This is a genomic window from Acidiphilium rubrum (genome assembly GCF_900156265.1).
In the GTDB taxonomy this organism is placed as follows: Bacteria; Pseudomonadota; Alphaproteobacteria; order Acetobacterales; family Acetobacteraceae; genus Acidiphilium; species Acidiphilium rubrum.
This window is the reverse complement of sequence record NZ_FTNE01000003.1, coordinates 77,581-98,146: the sequence shown is the minus strand read 5'-3', so window position 1 is coordinate 98,146 and position 20,566 is coordinate 77,581. Positions and strand designations below refer to the sequence as shown.

At 64.2% G+C, this 20,566-nt stretch carries 13 protein-coding genes; 5 read left to right on the top strand and 8 right to left on the bottom strand.

The window, feature by feature from the left end; genetic code table 11:
• Positions 1 to 5: 5 nt before the first annotated feature.
• The 4 genes from BW994_RS03355 to miaB all read right to left on the bottom strand — a co-directional run bounded on the left by BW994_RS03355 (position 6) and on the right by miaB (position 3,778).
• Positions 6 to 872 carry a hemolysin family protein gene (locus tag BW994_RS03355; RefSeq protein WP_029310819.1) on the bottom strand — a complete coding sequence of 289 codons (867 nt, stop codon included), beginning with the start codon at positions 870 to 872 and terminating at the stop codon, positions 6 to 8.
• Positions 873 to 948: 76 nt separating this feature from the next.
• A complete protein-coding gene (gene ybeY, locus BW994_RS03350; protein ID WP_029310818.1) occupies positions 949 to 1,410 on the bottom strand; it encodes an rRNA maturation RNase YbeY in 462 nt (153 codons plus the stop codon).
• The gene (locus BW994_RS03345; RefSeq protein WP_029310817.1) at positions 1,410 to 2,408 is read right to left on the bottom strand and encodes a PhoH family protein; all 999 of its coding nucleotides are present in this window, start codon (positions 2,406 to 2,408) and stop codon (positions 1,410 to 1,412) included. Before BW994_RS03345 ends, ybeY begins: the two co-directional genes overlap by 1 nt.
• Entirely contained in the window at positions 2,405 to 3,778 is a 1,374-nt protein-coding gene (miaB, locus tag BW994_RS03340; RefSeq protein WP_029310816.1) for a tRNA (N6-isopentenyl adenosine(37)-C2)-methylthiotransferase MiaB, read from the bottom strand. Before miaB ends, BW994_RS03345 begins: the two co-directional genes overlap by 4 nt.
• Before the next feature lie 347 nt (positions 3,779 to 4,125).
• Between miaB and BW994_RS19035 the strand changes: the two genes are divergently transcribed.
• The gene (locus tag BW994_RS19035; RefSeq protein ID WP_029310815.1) at positions 4,126 to 5,145 is read left to right on the top strand and encodes a TRAP transporter substrate-binding protein; all 1,020 of its coding nucleotides are present in this window, start codon (positions 4,126 to 4,128) and stop codon (positions 5,143 to 5,145) included.
• Positions 5,146 to 5,166: 21 nt separating this feature from the next.
• Positions 5,167 to 7,011, top strand: a complete 1,845-nt coding sequence (locus BW994_RS19030) for a TRAP transporter large permease (protein WP_051657166.1) — start codon at positions 5,167 to 5,169, stop codon at positions 7,009 to 7,011.
• Positions 7,012 to 7,233: 222 nt separating this feature from the next.
• On the opposite strand, the gene BW994_RS03325 is transcribed toward BW994_RS19030, so the two are convergent.
• The 3 genes from BW994_RS03325 to BW994_RS03315 form a co-directional block, all read right to left on the bottom strand.
• Positions 7,234 to 7,878, bottom strand: coding sequence for a VC0807 family protein (locus tag BW994_RS03325; protein WP_051657165.1), 645 nt, complete (start codon positions 7,876 to 7,878; stop codon positions 7,234 to 7,236).
• Positions 7,875 to 9,809 carry a S9 family peptidase gene (locus tag BW994_RS03320; protein WP_029310812.1) on the bottom strand — a complete coding sequence of 645 codons (1,935 nt, stop codon included), beginning with the start codon at positions 9,807 to 9,809 and terminating at the stop codon, positions 7,875 to 7,877. Before BW994_RS03320 ends, BW994_RS03325 begins: the two co-directional genes overlap by 4 nt.
• A 132-nt stretch (positions 9,810 to 9,941) precedes the next feature.
• Entirely contained in the window at positions 9,942 to 11,378 is a 1,437-nt protein-coding gene (locus BW994_RS03315) for a DUF2142 domain-containing protein (RefSeq protein ID WP_051657164.1), read from the bottom strand.
• A 131-nt stretch (positions 11,379 to 11,509) separates the two neighbouring features.
• On the opposite strand from BW994_RS03315, the gene BW994_RS03310 reads away from it, so the two are divergent.
• From BW994_RS03310 to BW994_RS03300, 3 genes are read left to right on the top strand one after another with little or no spacing between them, the layout of a single operon-like run.
• Entirely contained in the window at positions 11,510 to 14,206 is a 2,697-nt protein-coding gene (locus BW994_RS03310; protein ID WP_139333959.1) for a YfhO family protein, read from the top strand.
• Entirely contained in the window at positions 14,203 to 16,896 is a 2,694-nt protein-coding gene (locus tag BW994_RS03305) for a glycosyltransferase family protein (RefSeq protein WP_076454356.1), read from the top strand. Before BW994_RS03310 ends, BW994_RS03305 begins: the two co-directional genes overlap by 4 nt.
• The gene (locus BW994_RS03300) at positions 16,893 to 17,855 is read left to right on the top strand and encodes a glycosyltransferase family 2 protein (RefSeq protein ID WP_029310809.1); all 963 of its coding nucleotides are present in this window, start codon (positions 16,893 to 16,895) and stop codon (positions 17,853 to 17,855) included. The genes BW994_RS03305 and BW994_RS03300 overlap by 4 nt, the downstream gene beginning before the upstream one ends.
• A gap of 13 nt (positions 17,856 to 17,868) precedes the next feature.
• Here BW994_RS03300 and alaS read toward each other — a convergent pair whose 3' ends face one another.
• Positions 17,869 to 20,505, bottom strand: a complete 2,637-nt coding sequence (gene alaS / locus BW994_RS03295) for an alanine--tRNA ligase (protein ID WP_029310808.1) — start codon at positions 20,503 to 20,505, stop codon at positions 17,869 to 17,871.
• Between the last annotated feature and the right edge of the window lie 61 nt (positions 20,506 to 20,566).

The window sequence follows — 20,566 nt, the reverse complement described above, 5'->3', positions numbered from 1 at the left end:
TGCGGTCATTGTGTCGCTGGGGTTTGCTGGTCGATCTGGCGGGCGCGGAGGCGGCGGATGCGGCGGGCGTCGGCGTCCAGGATCAGGAATTCCAGGCCTGAGGGGTGGCGGAGGATTTCGCCGCGGGTGGGGACGCGGCCGGCGAGGGTGAAGACCAGGCCGCCGACGGTGTCGAGGTCGGTTTCGCGTTCTTCTTCGGTCAGGATGTCGCCGTAGCGGGCGATGAAGTCTTCGATGGGGAGGCGGGCGTTGAGGTCGATGCTGCCGTCTTCGCGTTCGGTGATCATCGGGCCTTCGATTTCGTCGTGTTCGTCATCGATGTCGCCGACGATGGTTTCGACCAGGTCTTCGATGGTGACGAGGCCGTCGACGCCGCCGTATTCGTCGATCACCAGGGCGAGGTGGATGCGGCGCTGGCGCATTTGCAGCAGCAGGTCGAGCACGGGGATTTGCGGGGCGACCATCAGGGGTTTGCGCAGGATGGCGCGCAGGTTGAAGGCTTCGGGTTTGCCGGTGTAGCCGAGGACGTCCTTGACGTGGACCATGCCGAGGATGTCGTCGAGATGTTCGCCGAACACGGGCATGCGGGAGTGGCCTTCGCGGCGCATCTGGTCGATCGACTGATCGAGCGTGACATCGGCGCGCATGGCGATGATGTCGGCGCGGGGGATCATGACGTCGTCGGCATTGAAGCCGCGCAGGCGCAGCACATTGGCGATCAGGGCGCGTTCCTGGCGATCGAGCCCGGTGCCGGCGCCGTCTTCGGCGTCGATTTCGGCGTTGGCTTCTTCCATGAGTTCGCCGATCTGCTGGCGCAGATCGGGCTGGTCGCGGATTTTGTGGAGGAGTTTGGTGAACCAGCTACCGCTCATCGAAATCGTCTCCTGCGGAGCCGATGACGATGATCGGTCGTTTGGCGCGCAGCCGCCACGCCAACCCTGCGCGCGGTCATGACTGGTGCTTCCAGGGGTTCGGAACCCGGAGTTTGGCGAGCAGGCGGGATTCCATGCGTTCCATGCGGCGGGCTTCGCCGGCGGTGTGGTGGTCTTCGCCGGCGAGGTGCAGCGCGCCGTGGATGATCAGATGGGCGAGGTGGTGGGCGGGGCGGCGGTTTGCGGCGGCGGCTTCGCGCAGGACGATGCCGAGGGCGAGGATGATTTCGGGCGGGGTTTCGTAGGTGAGGACGTTGGTGGGCTTGTTGCGACCCCGGTCGCGCGCGTTGAGGCGTTTGACGGTGGTATCGTCCGACAGGATGATGGTCGGGTGACGGCCGGCGATGGTGAGGGCGCGGGCGATCAGGCGCTCGGGCGCCTTGACGTGGCGGCGCCAGGCCGGGTTGGCGACGATGATCTCCCCCCGCGCCGGCGGAGCGGCGTGGGGGGGCTTACTGTAAGGTTCGGAAGGCTCCATCAGTGACCGCGTTCGCGCTCCTGCTGGGCGGTCATGCGCTGGTCGTAGGCTTCGACGATGCGGGCGACCAGGGGGTGGCGCACGACATCGCCCACGCCGAAGCGGGCGATGCCGATGCCGGGGACACCTTCGAGCGTGTCCAGCGCATCGGCGAGGCCCGAGCGCGCGCCGGTGGGCAGGTCGATCTGCGAGAGGTCGCCGGTGATGACCATGCGGGTGCCTTCGCCCATGCGGGTGAGGAACATTTTCATCTGCACGGGGGTGGTGTTCTGGGCTTCATCGAGGATGACGAAGGCGTGGGCGAGGGTGCGGCCGCGCATGAACGCGAGGGGGGCGATTTCGATTTCGCCGGCGGCCATGCGGCGGGTCATGAGGTCGCCGGGGAGGAGATCCTGCAGCGCGTCGTAGAGCGGGCGGAGATAGGGGTCGACTTTTTCCTTCATGTCGCCGGGCAGGAAGCCGAGGCGTTCGCCGGCTTCGACCGCGGGGCGGGAGAGAACGATGCGGTCGACCCGGCCGGAGATCAGCATGGCGACGGCTTGCGCGACGGCGAGATAGGTCTTGCCGGTGCCGGCGGGGCCGATGGCGAAGACCATTTCATGCTTGGCGAGGAGTTCGATGTAGCCGGTCTGGCCGGGGCTGCGCGGGCCGACGGCGCCCTTGCGGGTGCGGATGGCCGGCAGGTCGGACAGCGGCAGGCGGGGGTCGGCGGCGGGGTCGACCAGGCGGGCGGCGGCATCGACCTCGGCGGCGTCGATCGCTTCGCCGCGGGCGAGGCGCTGGTAGAGCGAGGAGAGGGCGATTTCGGCGGCTTCGACCTTGCTGGGTTCACCCGAGATCGAGACGCGGTTGCCGCGGCAGGCGACGCGGACGCCGAGGCGCTGTTCGATGCGGGCGAGGTTGCGGTCGTGGTCGCCCACAAGAACCGATAACAAGCCGTTGTTGTTGAAGGTTAAAGTGCGGGATAGCGAAGCCTGTGGCGCAATGATCTGGCTCAAGCTGCGATTTGCTCCTGGTTGAGTGTGGCCATGAGGGAGTTGGGGTTGGCGGATGTGATTGTCACGGGATGAATGCTGCCTTGGGCGAGATTGGCGTGTTCGACCACGACGGGTTGCAGATAGGGCGAGCGGCCGGCGATCTGGCCCGGGTGGCGGCCGGGGCCGGTGAACAGGACATCGAACCGCTTGCCGACCTGGGCGCGGTTGAAGGCGTGCTGCTGGTTGCGCAGCGTTTCCTGTAATTCCATCAGGCGGGCGTGGGCGAGCGAGGCGGGGATTTGGTTGGGCGCGTCGGCGGCGGGGGTGCCGGGGCGGCGGGAGTAGGTGAAGCTGTAGGCGAGGGCGAATTCGACCTCGCGCACGAGGGCCATGGTGGCCGCGAAATCGGCATCGGTCTCGCCGGGGAAGCCGATGATGAAATCGGACGAGAAGGCGATATCGGGGCGGGCGTTGCGGAGTTTTTCGACGATGCGGCGGAAATCGTCGGCGGTGTGGCGGCGGTTCATCGCGGTGAGGATGGCATCGGCGCCGGATTGCACGGGCAGGTGCAGGAAGGGCATGAGCTTGGGGTTGGTGCGGTGGGCCTGGATCAGGTCGTCGCTCATGTCGCGCGGGTGGGAGGTGGTGTAGCGCAGGCGGGCGAGGTCTTGCAGGTCGGCCAGCGTTGCGAGCAGGCGGGAGAGAGGCCAGATCTTGCCGTCCGGACCTTCGCCGTGCCAGGCGTTGACGTTCTGGCCGAGCAGGGCAATCTCGCGCGCACCGCCTGCGATCAGGCGGCGGGCTTCGGCGATGATGGCGGCGACGGGACGGCTGGCTTCGGCGCCGCGGGTGTAGGGGACGACGCAGAAGGTGCAGAATTTGTCGCAACCTTCCTGGATCGCGAGATTGGCGATCGGGCCCTGGCTCGACTGGGTTTCGGGCAGGAAGTCGAATTTTTGTTCCGCGGGGAAATCGGTATCGATCACGGCGGCGTGTTGCGCTTCGACCGCGGCGATCAGTTCGGGGAGTTTATGGTAGGCCTGCGAGCCGACCACGAGATCGACATAGGGGGCGCGGCGCAGGATTTCAGCACCTTCGGCCTGGGCGACGCAGCCGGCGACGGCGATCATCATGCGGCCGTTGCGGGCGTCTTTCACCGCGCGGAGGCGGCCGAGGGCGGAGAACAGCTTGTCGGCGGCGCGCTCGCGGATGTGGCAGGTGTTGAAGATGACCATGTCGGCATCGTCGGTCGCGACTTCGCGGTAGCCGAGGGGACGCAACACATCGGCCATGCGGAGGCTATCGTAGGCGTTCATCTGGCAGCCCCAGGTGACGATGTGGAGCGTGCGCAAATTCTGGGTGGTCGCGGCGGTTGGGGTGGTTTCGGTCATTCCTGATCATCCGGGCGTGTCATCTGCCCGTCGATGTGCCGAGTTGCCGGTGCGGTCAAGCGCGCGGTGATGATACCAGTCCCGATTTCATGTCTATACTATCGCAGACATTGCGTAGAGTCTGTCAAGCGGTTTCCTGCGACAGGATTGTGACGCCTGGTGGCTCGGGCCGGCGCGACCCCCGAAGACCGGATCGACCATGGTAGGGACCGCCGTAACGCCGCCCAGGGTTTGTCAAAGTGAGGTGAACCGGATAGACGGGGGCCGCGTACGGCTGCGCAAAACTCTGATTTATTCATTGCGATCATTGAATGCGTCGATGGCGCAAACGAAAGGAAAATCATCCGATGACCACCGGTATTTCACGCAAGCAATTCCTGCTCGGCGCCGGCGCCGCTGCCGGTGCCGCGGCTCTGGCCCCCGGCTCGGCCCGCGCGGCGCGCCCTCATGTTATCAAGCTCGGGTTGGACGTGCCGATCGATCATCCCACCGCCATCCACGCGACCGAAGCCGGCAAGATGATCGCCGCTGAAACCAAGGGCCGCGTCCGCGTGCAGGTGTTCCCCAGCAACGAACTGGGCGATGATACGCATATGCTCTCCGAAGTGCGCTCCGGCGCGATCCAGATGATGGGCATCGGTGATAACATTCTCTCGAGCCTGGTGCCGAGTGCCGCGATCGACAACGTCGGGTTCGCGTTCAAAAATATTGAAACCGCCTGGAAGGCGCTCGACGGCAAAGTGGGCGATGTGGTTCGCGCCGACATCATGAAGGCCGGCGTCTACCCGATGCGCCGCATCTGGGACGAGGGCTTCCGCCAGATCACCACGAGCACGACGCCGATCAAGACGCCCGCAGACCTCAAGGGCTTCAAGATCCGCGTCCCGCCCAGCCCGATTTCGGTCTCGCTGTTCAAATATCTCGGCGCCGCGCCAACCTCGCTCAATATCGCCGAACTCTACACCGCGCTGCAGACCAAGGTGGTCGATGGCCAGGAAAATCCGCTCGGCCTGATCGAGACGCAGAAATACTACCAGGTCCAGAAATACTGCTCGATGACCAACCACATGTGGGTCGGCTACTGGATGCTGGTGAACGCCACCTTCTGGAAATCGCTCCCCGCCGCCGATCGCAAGATTGTTGAAGCCGCCTTCAACGAACAGGCGCCCAAGCAGCGCATGGCCAACAACACGCTGAACAACTCGCTGCAAGGCAAGCTGACCAAGCAGGGCATGATGTTCAACACCACCGACCCCAGCCAGTTTCAGGATGCGCTGGTCAAGGCCGGGTTCTACAAGGACTGGCAGGCCAAGTTCGGCCCCAGCCTGTGGTCCGCGCTCGAGGCCTACACCGGCAAGCTGGCCTGAGCCGGCCGCAGCGTTCGCGTGATGACACCAAAAACGACGCTGCCAGCCGCCCTTCTGGGGCGGCTGGACACGGCGGTCGACTGGGTCAGCCAGGGGCTCGCCGCAGCCCTGGTTGTCATTGAAATCGTCATCCTGTTCGTCGGCGTCGTGTTCCGCTACGGGCTCGACAAGCCGCTGATCTGGTCGAACGAACTCGCCGAAATCCTGTTCCTGTGGCTCGTCAGCCTCGGCGCCGTGATTGCCCTGCGCCGTAGCGAACACATGCGCATGACCGTGCTGGTCGCCAAACTCAGCCCCTCCCGCCAGCGCTTCCTCGCCCGGCTCGCCGGGCTGATCGTCGCGGTGTTCACGCTCGAACTCATTATCCCCGGGCTCGACTACATGGCGGCGCAGCAGGCGATCACCACGCCAACCCTGCATATCCCTGGATCATGGGAAGTCGCGGGGCAAATCCTGGCCCTGCTCATGCTGTTCTACGTCGCCCTCCGCCAACTCTTCGCCGGTATCACCTGGCCCGAACTGTTAATCACCCTTGGCATCGGCATCGCCATCGGCGTTGGCCTGTGGGCTTCGGAAAATCTGCTCTACGACATCGGCAACGGCGACCTCATCGTCTTTTTCGTCGTCATCGTCGGTATCTGCATCTTCGCCGGCGTGCCCATCGCCTTCTCGTTCGGTATCGCCACCATCGGCTACATCTATTTTACCACCTCGATTCCGCTCTCCATCGTGATCAGCCAGATGGACCAGGGCATGGCCTCGATCGAGCTGCTCGCCGTGCCGATGTTCGTCGTCCTCGGCCTGCTGCTGGAAATGACCGGCATCGCCCGCGCCCTCGTCAACCTGCTCACCGCCCTGGTCGGCAACCGGCGCGGCGGCCTGTCCTATGTGTTGATCGGCGCCATCTACCTCATCGCCGGCATCTCCGGCTCCAAAGCCGCCGATCAGGCCGCCGTCGCCCCTGTGCTGCTGCCCGAAATGAAACGGCGCGGCATCCCGCCCGGCGAACTCGTCGCCCAGCTCGCTTCGGCCGCCGCCATGTCGGAAACCATTCCGCCCAGCCTTGTTCTCATCATTGTCGGCGCCGTCACCGGCGTTTCCACCGCCGCCCTGTTCACCGGCGGCCTGCTCCCCGCCGCGGTCGCGGCCCTCGGCCTTATCGTGCTGATCTTCTTTCGTACCCGCGGCGAAACACCCAGCGGCACCAGCGTCGCCCCGCGCGAGGCCCTGCGCTTGTTCATCATCGCCATCCCCGCGTTGATCCTGCCCTTCCTGATCCGCTACGCCGTGCTCGCCGGCATCGCCACCGCCACCGAAGTCGCCACCATCGGCGTCATATACGCCGTCTTCGTCGGCATCACGATCTACCGTAGCTTCGACCTAAAACGCCTGTTCCCCCTGCTGGTCGAAACCGCCGCCCTGTCCGGCGCCATCCTGCTCATCATCGGCGCCGCCAGCGCCATGGCATGGGCACTCACCCAGGCCGGCTTCGCCCAGGCGCTGACCGCCGCGATGACCGGCATCCCCGGCGGCAAATACGGGTTCATGGCCGTCTCGATCCTGCTGTTCATCGTGCTCGGCAGCGTGCTCGAAGGCCTGCCCGCCATGGTCCTGTTCGGCCCCCTCCTGTTCCCGATCGCCCAACAGGTTGGCATCAACGTCGTTCAATACGCCATCGTCTCGATCCTCGCGATGGGCATCGGCCTGTTCTCGCCACCCTTCGGCGTCGGCTTCTACCAAACCTGCCTGATCAGCAAAACCTCGAGCGACGAAGCCGTCACCCGCATCTGGCCCTACATGGCCACCCTCGTGGTGACCTTGATCATCATCGCCGCCGTGCCGTGGATATCGACGGGGTTTTTGTGACGCGGCGGTGAAGTAAGCAAGGCCAGGGGCTCTGCCCCTGGACCCCGTTAAAGGCGGAGCCTTTAAAATCCATTAGTTTTAGGGGTAGGGAGGGCGGCTGCTGGGCTCTGAACCGGTATGGTCTGGATGCCCTCCCTACCCCTAAAACTAGCGGGTTCTAAGGGCCTCGCCCTTAGTGGGGGTCGAGGGGGCAAAGCCCCCCGCCTTGCTTGCTTTCTCGCCTCACGACAACACCCCCCGTTTTTCGGCAGCGCGGCCGTATAGGAAGGTCCACAGCATCAGCAGGCCGATGGTCGAGTATCCGACGATTGGCCCGATGATCAGGAATCGTCCGACCGGCAGCGAGAATACCAGCACGCTGCGGACGGCGGTTTCCGCGATGAAGCCGATGCCCCACACGATGGTCATTACGCCCATCATGCGGCGGAAGGCGGGATCGTCTTTGTAGGTTTCGAACTCGGCGCTGTCTTCGGCGGATTGGCGTTTCAGGCTGGCGCTCGCGAGCACAAACATCAATGGCCGGCCGATGATGGCCGAGCCCACGAACACGATGCCGATCAACCCGGTGATCAGCGATTCCCGCATCAGCAGCAATTTCGGCGACCCGCCGAGCGCGAAGCCGAGCAGTGAAAGTCCGATGCCGCCCAGTACCATCACCGAAATGGCGTCCACCCGCCGCTTGCGGGCAAACTCCACCAGGCTCCAGGCCATCGGCGGTGCGGCCGAGGCCATGATGGCGTGGATCTCGCCGACATGGGGTTTCGCCACTCGATACACGATCCAGGGCAGCAGGAAGTTGAAGATGAGTTCCAGCCCCAGCATCACGCGTTTGCGGGTGATCAGCGGCGATTTCGGTTCGGTCGTCATGAGAGCGTATCGGCACCTTCCAATATCGGCGCGGTGGAGCGGGAGATTTCATCCGCCCCGATCGGCTCCGCCCGTCCGCCCAGATGCGCTGCGAGAAACTGCTCGGTAATCGCGTTGAACGCAATATTGTTCTCTGGCCGGGCGAACCCGTGCCCTTCGTCGGGGAAGAGCACGTAGGTCACCGCGATCCCTTTTGCCTTCAGTGCCGCGACCATCTGGTCGGATTCCGCCTGCTTCACCCGCGGGTCGTTGGCACCCTGGCCGATCAGCAGCGGCCGGGCCAAGCGGTCCGCGAGATGTACCGGCGAGCGCTCGCGCAGCAGCGCAAGGCCATCCGCGGTGTCGGGATTGCCGATCGATTTATGGAAAATCGCCTTCGCCGCTTCCCAATAGGGCGGGATCGTCGCCAGCAGCGTTTCCAGATTCGACGGGCCGACGATATCGACCCCGCAGGCGTATTTGGTCGGGTTGCGCGTCATCGCCGCGAGCGTTGCGTAGCCGCCGTAGGATCCGCCCATGATCGCAATGCGCGACGCATCGGCGATGCCGGCCCCGATCGCCCAATCCACCGCATCGAGCAGATCGTCGTCCATCGCGCGGCCCCATTCGTTGTTGCCCGCGTTCAGAAACCCCTTGCCGAACCCGGTGGAGGCGCGGAAATTGACCGAGAGCACCGCGTAACCCCGGTTCGCCAGCCATTGATGGTAGGAATTGTAGCCGAATATATCGCGCGCCCACGGCCCGCCGTGCACCATCAGCACCATCGGCAACGCCTGCGCCGGCCGCCCCGGTGTTGCCTCATCACTCCCCTTTGGCAGGGTCAGGTAACATACCAGCTTCAACCCATCGCGCGCGTCGATCACCACCGGATGCATCGCCGCCAGCGGCGCATCCGCGAGTTCAGGGCGCGAATCATAGAGTTTTTCCAGCGTCTTCAAAGTCCGGTCGTACAGATACGCTGCGGCCGGCGCGGTATCCGCATCGGCGCCGACCACCCACAACCGGTCGTCATCGGTGCGCGATTGCAAGCCCCAGTCACCGATCCCCGCCCCATCCAGAAACGCCAGATCCGCCGCCACCGCCGCATCGAGCGCCACATACCGGTTGCGCTCGTAATTCACGCTGTAGGCCAGCGGCGCTTTCGAGTGCGGATCGACCAGGACCGCGCCGATATCCGCCCGTTCATCCGCCGCAATTTCGTGTGCCGCACCGGTTGCGAAATCGAGCCGATATAACGCTGCGGTATCCCGCCCCGCGCTCGATCGCAGCAGCGTGCTGCCATCCGACGCGAAAAGATCTTCGATGCCGGATGTCATGGCATCCTCCGGCGCGAACCGCATGAACTCCGCCCACCCCGCAGCCGCATCCGGCCGCAGCACCAGCTGGCTGCCATCTGGCTGGATCACGACCGCATACCGCACCGCGAAATCATCATCGATCCCGAAGCTGGCAAACCCGGGATTTTCTGCGATCATCGTTGTCTCACCGGTCGCGATATCGACCCGGACCACATCCGGAAACTGCGGATTGCGCGCGTTATGACTGATCACGACCGCCCCGGGGTGCTGGCGCGAAACCTTCGCGAGCTCCGCCCGCACGCCCTCGAACGGCGTCAAATCCCGCGCCGCACCGGTTTTGATATCGACGGCGTGGATGTGATAATTCTCGTCCCCATCGGTATCGCGCACGACCAGCACATGGCGCGAATCCTTTGCCCATTCATAAAACGGCACGCCGCGCTTAGTTTCGCGGGTTAATGGCGTTGCCTGATCGAGCGCGGCGCGCGGGGCGATGAACACATTCATCACCCCATCCAACGGTGCCAGAAACGTGATATGCGCCCCATCCGGGCTGATCGCCGCACCCCGCCGGCTCGGATTGCCGAACAGTGCGGCCCGCGAAATCAACGGCGTCGTCGTGAAAGCGTTCATGGATATCCCCCATCGAGAGCAATGCCCTCCAAGATGCCTTCAAACGCGGTGAACGCAAGCGGGCAGGGGGCGTGGGCGCGGTAAAACCCGCCGTCAAAGGCGTATCTCACGAAAACGAGATAGCGCCGGCCTTCAACCCAGGCAGAAGCGCCGCAGCAGCAGGCCGGGGATGTACCAGACATCGATCGCCGCCATCACCACCGCCGGCAACGCGCTGAGCGGCGCGGCGATGGCGCCGATCCGCCCGCCGAGGCGGGGAATTATCAGCATCAGGAACGGCAGGAACAACAGATAATAGCGGCCCTGCGGACCGTAGATCGTCGCGCTGCCCACTTTGTCCCAACTCAGATAGACCGCAATCTCGACCGCCAGCACGCTGAGGGAAACCAGCGCCAGGATCAGCGCCGCATCGCGCCAGGACCAGCGCAGCCCAGCTGCGCGCGGCGCCGCCAGCACGCCGAGCGCGGCACACAGACTGGCGATGTCCCAACCGAGATAGGCCGGCGGCGCCAGGCTGATGCTCAGCCAGCCCAACATGCCGATGCCCGATTTCACCAGGAACCCGAAATTCGCCACCAGAAACCCGACCGGCAGGGTGAGCAGCCGGGCGGGGTCGGCCAGAAACGCGCGCGCGGCGGCCGCCGGATCGGTCGTGCTGAACATCGTGCCGGCCGGCCCCGGCCAGAGCGGGCCGGGATGATACGGGCCGAGCAGATACGGCATCAGCGAGACCCGCGTCATGATCGCGACCCAGATCAGCGGCGGGACTGCCCAAAGCGCGGTCAGCGCCAGGCGCCGCCAGCGGTGCGGCAGCGCGAGCGGCGCCAGCACCGCGAACAGCAACAGCCCGTAGGGCGGCTTGGAGAGAATGATCAGCGTCATCACCGGCAGAAACCACCAGCGCCACCGCCGATGCCGCACCGGATCGAGCGTGAGCAACGCACCGGCCAGCGCGCTGAGCGCGATCAACATGCCATCCTGGTTGAACGACGCGCCAAGGCTCAGCGCCTCGGGGAACGACAATGTGGCGAACAGCACGGCGCGGCCGAACCGCGCGATCGCGATGGCGAGCGTGCCGACCAGCACATAGGCGAGCAACATGCCCACCCGCCCGGTGAACAGCGCGGCCAACGGGCGCTGCCCGACCGCGCGGCCGGCCGCGATGCCGAGCGTGCCGGGCAGATAAAGTGCTGGAAAATACTGGGTTGTGTTGAAATCGATGTCGATGATCTGCGCCTTGGTCCAGGGCTGGCGCGCGGTACTGGCGATCGAGGCCGGCGCTGTGCAGGTGGCGTTCATCTCGCCGATCGAGGCATTCAACAATCCGAAATTGATCCGCGTCGCCGGAACGATCACCTCGGCCTTGCCAACCGGCTTGAACGGCACCCGCCGCCCGAGCCACTGGCCGTGCAACAACGCCCCGGCCCGCGCGATATGCGCAGGCTCATCGGCCACCTGGCCGATCGGCGTGAGCAACGCGAGGCGCAGGCCGGTGGCGAGGCTGAGGACCAGAAACAGACCGGCCAGCCCCAATTGTGCGATCAGATGCGGCCAGCGGAATCGGTTCATGCGCAAGATCATGCCCGATTGCCCAGCATTTGGCACGTGCGGCGGTTCGGCATGGACCGATCGCGAATTCGCCGTTACACGCAATCAGCCACGTGCGGCGCCACGACCGCACTACGTTCCGGAGATACCGTTTGGGGACCAAGCCGCTGACCGCCACCGACCCGCCAAGCGCTTCGTCCTCTGTTCTCGATCGCCGACCCTGGATCATCCCGGTTTTGTTGGTGCTGCTACCGCTGATCGGCCATCTGCCATCGGTGATCCTCGGGCTGAGTTCGAACCCGATCTGGACCGTCTCCGGCGCGGTGCTCGGAGTCGGTCAGCCCTGGCTGGCCGGATCACAATTCGGCGATCCGAACGTAGGGTGGACCAACCAGGCGCTTGGCCATCTTGCCGCGCAGGATTGGCTGCATGGCCGGATACCGTGGTGGAATCCCTATTCGGGCATCGGCCTGCCGCTCGCCGGCGAGATGCAGCCGGCGGCAATGTTTCTGCCGTTCGCTCTGCTACTCGGGTTTCAGGATGGCATCGTGTGGCTGGAGATCACGCTGCAGATCTTTGCCGGGTTGATGACGTTTTGTTTGCTGCGCCGGTTGGATCTGGGCCGCGTGAGCGCGCTGATCGGCGCGCTTCTGTTCGAGTTCAACGGCACATTCACCTCGGTTCCAGGCGAGACCATCCTCAATGTTCTGCCGTTCCTGCCGATGCTGCTGCTCGGCATCGAGTATGCCCGCGATGCCGCAACCCGCCGTCGCGCGGTCGTGGTGATTGCGCTGGCCATTGGTGGATCGTTGCTCGCCGGCTTTCCTGAGGCCGCCTATATCGACGGTCTCCTGGCATTGTTATGGACGATATGCCGTTTCATCGGCAACGCGGAGCGGTTGAAATTCGCCTTGATTGTAGCGATCGGCGGCATCCTCGGCCTGATGCTGGCGGCACCACAGATCGTCGCCTTCTTCGATTTCACGATCCTCACCAACGTATTCCAATCTCATACGCTCGGTGGTGTCACGCTCGATCCGCGAGGTGCCGCACAAGTCATTATTCCGTTCGTCTACGGGCCGCTCGGTACCAGCCTGGGCAACAATTTGTTATTGACGATTTCAGGCGGGACAGGCGGGTATATTGGCGCGGCAGCCTTGCTGTTCGCCATCATGGGCGCGTTGACCGGGCGCGATCGGTCGATTGCCGTTATCCTGGTGCTCTGGCTCGTATTATCCGCCGGCAAAACCTTCGGCATCCCGCCGATCATGTACGCCATGAATTTGTTGCCGTTCATGAAGGATACCGAGTTTTTCCGGTACTCGTCACCGGCCTGGGAATTGGCGGTCGTTATACTGATCGCGCGCGCGCTCGATCTGTCGGACCATGGTGGGTGGCGTTATCGGATCGGGCTGGCGGGTGCGGTTGTCGCGCTCGTCGCATCCTTTGCACTGGCATGGCCTTGGGCCGCGGTCTGGCACTGGTCGGACGCCAATCGTGCGATCATGGCACGGTGGCTCTGGCGCGAGGGCGGTTTTCAGATTGCCGCAATCATCCTGATATCGCTGCTCTGGCTGCGATTTCGCAGCCCGAGCGGGCGTGCCATGGCCGGCGGCGCGCTGGTTGCCTACGCCATGGCCATGTTCGCCGTTCCGCAGTTATCGGGCGTCCGCCCAGGGCGGGTCGATGTGCCGGCGATCGACTACCTGAAAACCCATAGCGGACTTGACCGATTTTATACCGTCGGGCCGATTCAGCCCAATTACAGCGCGTATTTTTCGATCCCGAACGTCAACCATAACTATCTTCCGGTCTCCTTGAACTGGACGGCCTATATTGAAAAATCGCTGTTTCCCTCGGCAGCAAGCCAGAACGGCGGCATCTTCTGGGCACCGTTCCCGCCGATGCAGATCACAACGGCGATGAACGATGTGCAGCGCTATATCAAGAACTACCGATTCCTCGGTGTGCGCTACATCGTGGCGAGCCCGGGCGTTCAACTGACATCGACGATCTCGATCCCGGACAATCGTGCGCGACAGAGCGTGGTCGAACTTGGCCAGGGCCAGTCATTGACACTGAGCAGAATTGCCCCGGCAGTGTTCTCAAAACTTGGCCCGATCTCCGAGATTGGCATTTTTCAGGGTAATTACGGCAACACCGCGACGGGTATATTGAGCGTTTCCGTTTGTGCCCGGAACCTTTGTTCGACCGGCAGCGCCAATCTCGACTCATCGGCCGATAACAGCGCATTCCATATCAATATCAGTCCGCCGCTTACAATAAACCCCGGCGATCGCTTGAGCGTGACGATCAACCACGCCACCGGCAGTCACCCCGACGCAATCTGGCTGTGGCCCGGCGCTGGCCCCGACCAGAGCTTGAAAACCTCATCCGGCCAGACGCTGAAGGGGCAGACCGTACAGCTGGTTTTCAACACGGGTTCCAACCGCCACGCGTTCACGCATGTCTATGCTGATCAGCTGATGGATATCTGGCGCGTCCGCCATGCCGATAATTTCTATACGACGAACGGTTCAGCATGTACGCTTCGGGTGATGCGTTTGAACAGTGTCATCGCTCAATGTAGCGGGCCGGATGCACTGGTCCGGCGCGAATTATTCATGCCGGGCTGGCACGCGACCATCAACGGCGCTCCCGTCATGATCACGCCCGATCATGACATAGTTCAGAAAATATCACTTAAGCCGGGCGAGAACCGCATTCGGTTTCACTTCGCGCCACCGTTTTCACAACTGGCCTGGCTGGTCTTCTGGCTCAGTGTTGCCGCGTTGCTGGCTGTCCAGTTCAGCGCCGTTTACCAGAAACGCCGTCCCTCTCGCGCATGAAATCCCGCGCGGCACCGCGGTTGGATCGCGCCCGCTCGCTGCCTGCGGAACATCTCGACCGCTACCCCCGCGTGCCGATCCTGATCCTCATCCTCGCGCCGTTTCTGGGCCACGCCGCCTCCTGGCTCACCGGCCTCAGTTCCAACCCGATCTGGACGGAATCCGGTGCGGTCACCGGCATCGGCCGCAGCATTATCTTCGCCTTGGATTTCAGCGACCCCAATGTTGGCTGGACGAACCAGGCCCTTGGCCATCTTGCAGCGCAGGACTGGCTGCATTTCATCATCCCGTGGTGGAACCCCTATTCCGGCATCGGCCTGCCGCTGGCCGGCGAGATGCAGCCGGCGGCGCTGTTTCTGCCCTTCGTGCTGCTGCTGTCGTTTCAGAGCGGCATCATCTGCCTCGAAATTTCCCTCCAGATTTTTGCCGGCATCGCTACATTCGCTTTGCTCCGGCGGCTCGAGCTTGGCCGGTTGAGCGCGCTGGCGGGCGGGCTGCTGTTCGCCTTCAGCGGCACCTTCGCCTGGGTGCCGGGCGAAACCATCCTGAACGTGATGCCGTTCCTGCCGCTGCTGCTGCACGGGATCGAAGATGCGCGCGACCCCGCCCACCAGCGCCGCGCAATCGTGCTGGTCGGGCTCGGCATCGGCGGGTCGATCCTCGCCGGGTTTCCCGAAACGGCCTATATCGATGGCGTGCTCGCCCTGCTCTGGGCGGTGGTTCGGGCGTTCCAGGTACCGGACCTGCGCCGCTTCATTGGCAGCATCACGCTCGGCGGCGTTGCGGGACTGTTGATCGCATCGCCGCAGATCATCGCGTTTTTCGATTTCTCGATGGCGAGCGGTGTCTTTGCCACCCATCAGTTCGGCACCGATTACATCAATTACCGTGGCTTCGCGGTCACGGTTCTGCCCTATGTGTATGGCCCGCTCGGCATGGGCGCCGCCAGCCCCCTCCTGCTCGATGTCTCAGCCTCGACCGGCGGCTATGTCGGCCTGCTGCTGGTCCTGTTCGGCGCCGCCGGTTTCGCCTCCCGGCGTGATCGGCCGCTGGTTGCGCTGCTGGCGGTGTGGATCGTGCTCAGCCTAGGAAAGACGTTCGGCTTTCCGCCGATCATGGCGCTGGTGAATGCCGTGCCGCTGATGAAGAATGTCGTGTTCTCGCGCTATTCCTCGCCGAGTTGGGAACTCGCCCTGATCATTCCCGCATCTTTCGCGATCGATGATCTGCGGTCCAACCGCGTCAAACCGCTGATCCCGCTGATCGTGACGCTGGCCATCCTCGGCCTTGCGATCGATTTGGCATCGCCCTGGGCGGCAGCCTGGCACTGGCACGCGGCCTATCGGGGCGTCATGGTGTTCTGGCTGGTGCGCGCGCTCGGTTTCGAACTGATCGCCCTCGGGCTGGTCGTCATCGTCTGGCTCGTCCTGCGGGGCGAGTGTCGCCGTTGGTGCCTTGCCGGCCTCATCGTGGTCAATGCGATGCTGCTGTTCATTGTGCCGCAGCTATCCGGCCACCAACCCGGCACGCTTGACCGGCGCGGGATCGACTATCTGAAGTCTCACCTTGGTTTGCACCGTTACTACACGTTAGGCCCGCTCGACCCCAACTACAGCGCCTATTTCCGCCTGCCCAGCCTCAATCATATCTATCTGCCGGTCGCGGCGAACTGGGTGCATTTCGTCCGCCATCATCTGATCGACAATCCCAGCTTCGGCAATGGCGATATTTTCTTTGCACCGTTCCGGCCGTTTTCAATCGGCGGCGCCGCGCACGACATCGAGCACTTTCAGCGGGACTATCGATATCTCGGCGTGCGCTACGTTCTGACCGGACCCGATGCCGCGCTCAGCCCATCGATGACGTACCCCGCCCCGCACGGTCGCGCCACAGCCCTGCCGCTTTATCCCGGCCAATCCGTCACCGTGCGCGGCATCGCGCCGCCAGGCCTCGCCGCCATGCCCCCGATCAGCCAGATCGGCGTCAACCAGGGCAATTACGACAACACCGCAACCGGTACCATGGCCATGAGACTATGCAGCAACGGTCTCTGTGGCATCGGCAGCGCGGATCTGCGCCGCTCGCACGACAACATGCCGTTCACCGTGCCGCTCGCGCCAGCAATTCCGCTGCAACCCGGTGCGGCCTTCACGCTCGAAATCGATCATATCTCCGGTACCTCGCCAGACGCCATCTGGCTGTACCCGGCCTCCCATAGCCATCTGACCACCGCCACGGCCGGCACAATCCTGCACCGCAGCCCCGAAATCGCCTTCAGCGTCCGCCCCGACCAAGCCTTGTTCCGCAAAGTCTATACCGACAAGTTGATGACGATCTGGCGGCTGGCCGGCGCAAAGCCATTCTACACCACCACCGGCGCCGCCTGCCGGATCGGCGCGCACAGCGTGAATGGCGCGATCATCGATTGCCCTGCCGCCGCGACGCTGATCCGCCGCGAACTCTTCATGGCCGGCTGGCACGCGACCGATAACGGCGCGCCGGTTGCTATTCATGTGCATCACGCCGTGGTGCAGAGCATCGCGCTGCATGCGGGACGCAACATCGTCCGCTTCCGCTTTACGCCGCCTTACGCGGGCTTCGCGTGGCTCGGTTTCTGGCTGGGCGCACTGGTTCTGATGTGGCAGATGGTGGGGCGATGGATCAGCCCGAAAGGACGGCACGCGCAATGACCAACGCCTTACCGCCGGCGCCATCGCTCATTTCGATCATCGTGCCGTTTCATAACGAAGCCGAAAACGTGCAGACCCTGCACGCCCGCCTCGCCGCCGTGCTCGATGCCGGGGCCGATCCGTGGGAGTTGGTCTGCGTCAACGATGGCAGCCGCGATGACACGCTCGCCCGGCTGGTCGCCCTCGCCGAGCGCGATGCCCGCGTGCGCGTGATCGACTTGTCGCGCAATTTCGGCAAGGAAGCCGCCCTGACCGCAGGGCTCGACTTTGCGCGGGGCGATGCCGTCATCCCGCTCGATGCCGATCTGCAGGACCCGCCGGAGATTATCCCCGCGCTGATCGCGAAATGGCGCGAAGGTTTCGAGGTGGTGAACGCCGTGCGCTCCTCGCGCGAGGGCGATGGCCCGGTCAAACGCGCCACCGCGCACGCGTTCTACCGGGTGATCAACCGGATGAGCCAGGTCGATATTCCGGCCGATACCGGCGATTTCCGCCTGATCTCACGGCCCGCGCTGGAGGCGCTGAAACGCCTGCCGGAACGCCGGCGCTTCATGAAAGGCCTGTTCGCCTGGGTCGGATTTCGCACCGCGACCATCACCTACGACCGCGCGCCGCGCCACGCGGGCACCACCACCTGGAACTACTGGAAGCTCTGGAATTTCGCGATCGAGGGCATCACCAGCTTCTCCAGCGCGCCGCTGCGGCTTGCGTCCTACCTCGGGTTCGGCGTTTCGGTGTTTGCGTTCATCTACGCAATCATCACCATCTTCAACAAACTGGTCTACGGCAACCCGGTCAAGGGCTACCCCTCGCTGCTGGTCGCCGTGCTGTTTCTTGGCGGCGTGCAGCTGCTCGCACTCGGCGTGCTCGGCGAATACCTTGGCCGGCTTTACGAAGAAAGCAAACAACGCCCGATCTATCTGGTCCGCGCCGTCTGGCAGCCGCCCGACCCGGAATAAGGCTGCGGCGCCGTTACGCCGCGAGGGCCGCGCGGACCGCGGCCAGTGCGGCATCGGCCTGGGTGGCATCCGGCCCGCCGGCCTGCGCCATATCGGGCCGCCCGCCGCCGCCTTTGCCGCCTACGGCTTCGGCGGCCGCGCGCACCAAAGTGACGGCGTTATGTTTCGCGGTCAGATCGTCCGACACGCCGACCACGATGCTCGCCTTGCCATCGGCGGTGGAGACCAGTGCCACCACGCCCTGACCCATCGATTTCAGAATTGAATCGGCGAGCGATTTCAGATCGCGCGGCGCGACATCGCCCAGATTGCGCGCGGAGAGTTTCACCCCGGCCACATCTTCGACGGCGGCTTCACCCGCGCCGGTTGCGATCTTGCGCTGCAATTCGCCGATCTGGCGTTCCAGGCGCTTGCGTTCGTCGAGCAGGGCAACAATGCGGGCCGGCACTTCGGAGGGGGGCGCTTTCAGTGCGGTCGCGGCTTCGGCCAGCAGATCGGCATCGGTTTCGATCGCCGTCAGCGCCGCCGCCCCGGTCACCGCCTCGATGCGGCGTATCCCGGCGGCGACGCCGGATTCCGCCAGAATCCGAAACGCGCCGATATCACCGGTGCGGCTGACATGGGTACCGCCGCATAATTCGATCGAATAGGCGGATTTCGTGCCATCGCCGATACCCATCGAAACCACGCGCACCTCATCGCCATATTTTTCGCCGAACAGCGCCATGGCGCCGCGCTTGACCGCTTCATCCGGCGTCATCAGCCGGGTTTCCACCGGGCTGTTCTCGCGGATGCGGGCGTTCACCGCGCGTTCGACATCGCGCAATTCGGCGAACGTGACAGGCCGTGGCTGCGACACATCGAACCGCAGCCGGTCCGGCGCATTCAGGCTGCCCTTCTGCGTCACATGCGGGCCGAGCGCCTGGCGCAGCGCCTCGTGCAGCAGATGCGTGGCGGAATGATGCGCGCGGATCGCACCGCGCCGCGCGTGATCCACCGTGGCGTGCACGGTCTGGCCGCGCGTCACGGTACCGGTCCGCACCGTGCCGTAATGCACGAACAGATCACCGGCTTTCTTCTGCGTGTCGGTAATCGCCACCTCCAGCCCCTCGGCGAGCAGCGTGCCGGTATCGCCGACCTGCCCACCCGATTCCGCGTAGAACGGCGTCTGATTAAGGATGATAGCGACACTCTGGCCGGTGGCGGCACTCTCGGCCGGCGCGCCATCGACGATCAGGCCGGTGACGCTCGCATCGGAGTCTTCCGTGGCGTAGCCAAGGAATTCCGAAGCACCCAATTGTTCTTTCAACTCGAACCAGATGGTCTCGGTGGCGGCATCGCCGCTGCCGGCCCAGGCCGCGCGGGCGCGGGTGCGCTGCTCGGCCATGGCGGAATCGAACCCGTCACGATCGAGGCTGCGGCCCTGCTCGCGCAGCGCATCCTCCGTGAGGTCGAGCGGAAAACCGAACGTGTCGTACAGTTTGAACGCGACCGATCCCGCCAGCGGCGCGCTCGCGTCAAGCCGGGCCACCTCGTCATCGAGCAGCGACAAGCCACGCTCGAGCATGATCGCGAATTTCGCCTCCTCGAGCTTGAGCGTCTCGACGATCAGCGGTTCCGCCCGCTGCAATTCGGGATAGGCAACCCCCATCTGCCGGGTCAGCGCCGGCACCAGCCGGTAGATGAACGGCTCGCGCATGCCTAGCCGATGCGCGTGGCGCATCGCGCGGCGCATGATCCGGCGCAGCACATAGCCGCGCCCTTCGTTAGAGGGCAGCACGCCATCGGCGATGATAAAAGCCGTGGCGCGCAGATGATCCGCGATCACCCGGTGGCTGGTTTTATGCACGCCGTCAGGATCTGTGTTAGAGGCTTCGACCGAGGCCATGATCAGTGCCCGCAGCGTATCGGTATCGTAATTGTCGTGCTTGCCCTGCATGATGGCGGCGAACCGTTCCAGCCCCATGCCGGTATCGATCGAGGGGCGGGGCAGGGGGGTTAGCGTCTTCGCCGCATCCTCGAAATACTGCATGAACACGAGGTTCCAGATTTCGATGAACCGGTCGCCATCCTCCTCGGGGCTGCCCGGCGGCCCGCCCGCGATGTGCGGCCCATGATCGTAGAAGATTTCCGATGACGGGCCGCACGGCCCGACATCCGCCATGCGCCAGAAATTATCATCGGTCTTGATGCGAATGATCCGCTCATCCGAAAGCCCGGCGATCTTCCGCCAGAGCGACGCGGCTTCATCGTCGCTGTGATAGACCGTGACGAGCAACCGATCTTTCGCAAGGCCGAAATCCCGCGTCAACAGCGTCCAGGCATTGGTGATCGCCTGTTCCTTGAAATAATCGCCGAACGAAAAATTGCCCAGCATTTCGAAAAACGTGTGGTGGCGCGCGGTGTAGCCCACATTGTCGAGGTCGTTGTGCTTGCCGCCGGCGCGCACGCATTTCTGCGCCGAGGTCGCGCGCACATAGGGGCGCTTCTCCTGGCCGGTGAAGACGTTCTTGAACGGCACCATCCCGGAATTGACGAACATCAAGGTCGGGTCGTTGCGCGGCACCAGCGGTGCGCTCGGCACCACCTCGTGGTCATGGCGCTGGAAATAATCGATGAACGTGGCGCGGATATCGTTGCTGGATGTCATGGAGCGGCGAGGTGTCCCTGGAAAATCGGCTTGTTTCCCAGGCATACCGCCTCATGGCATC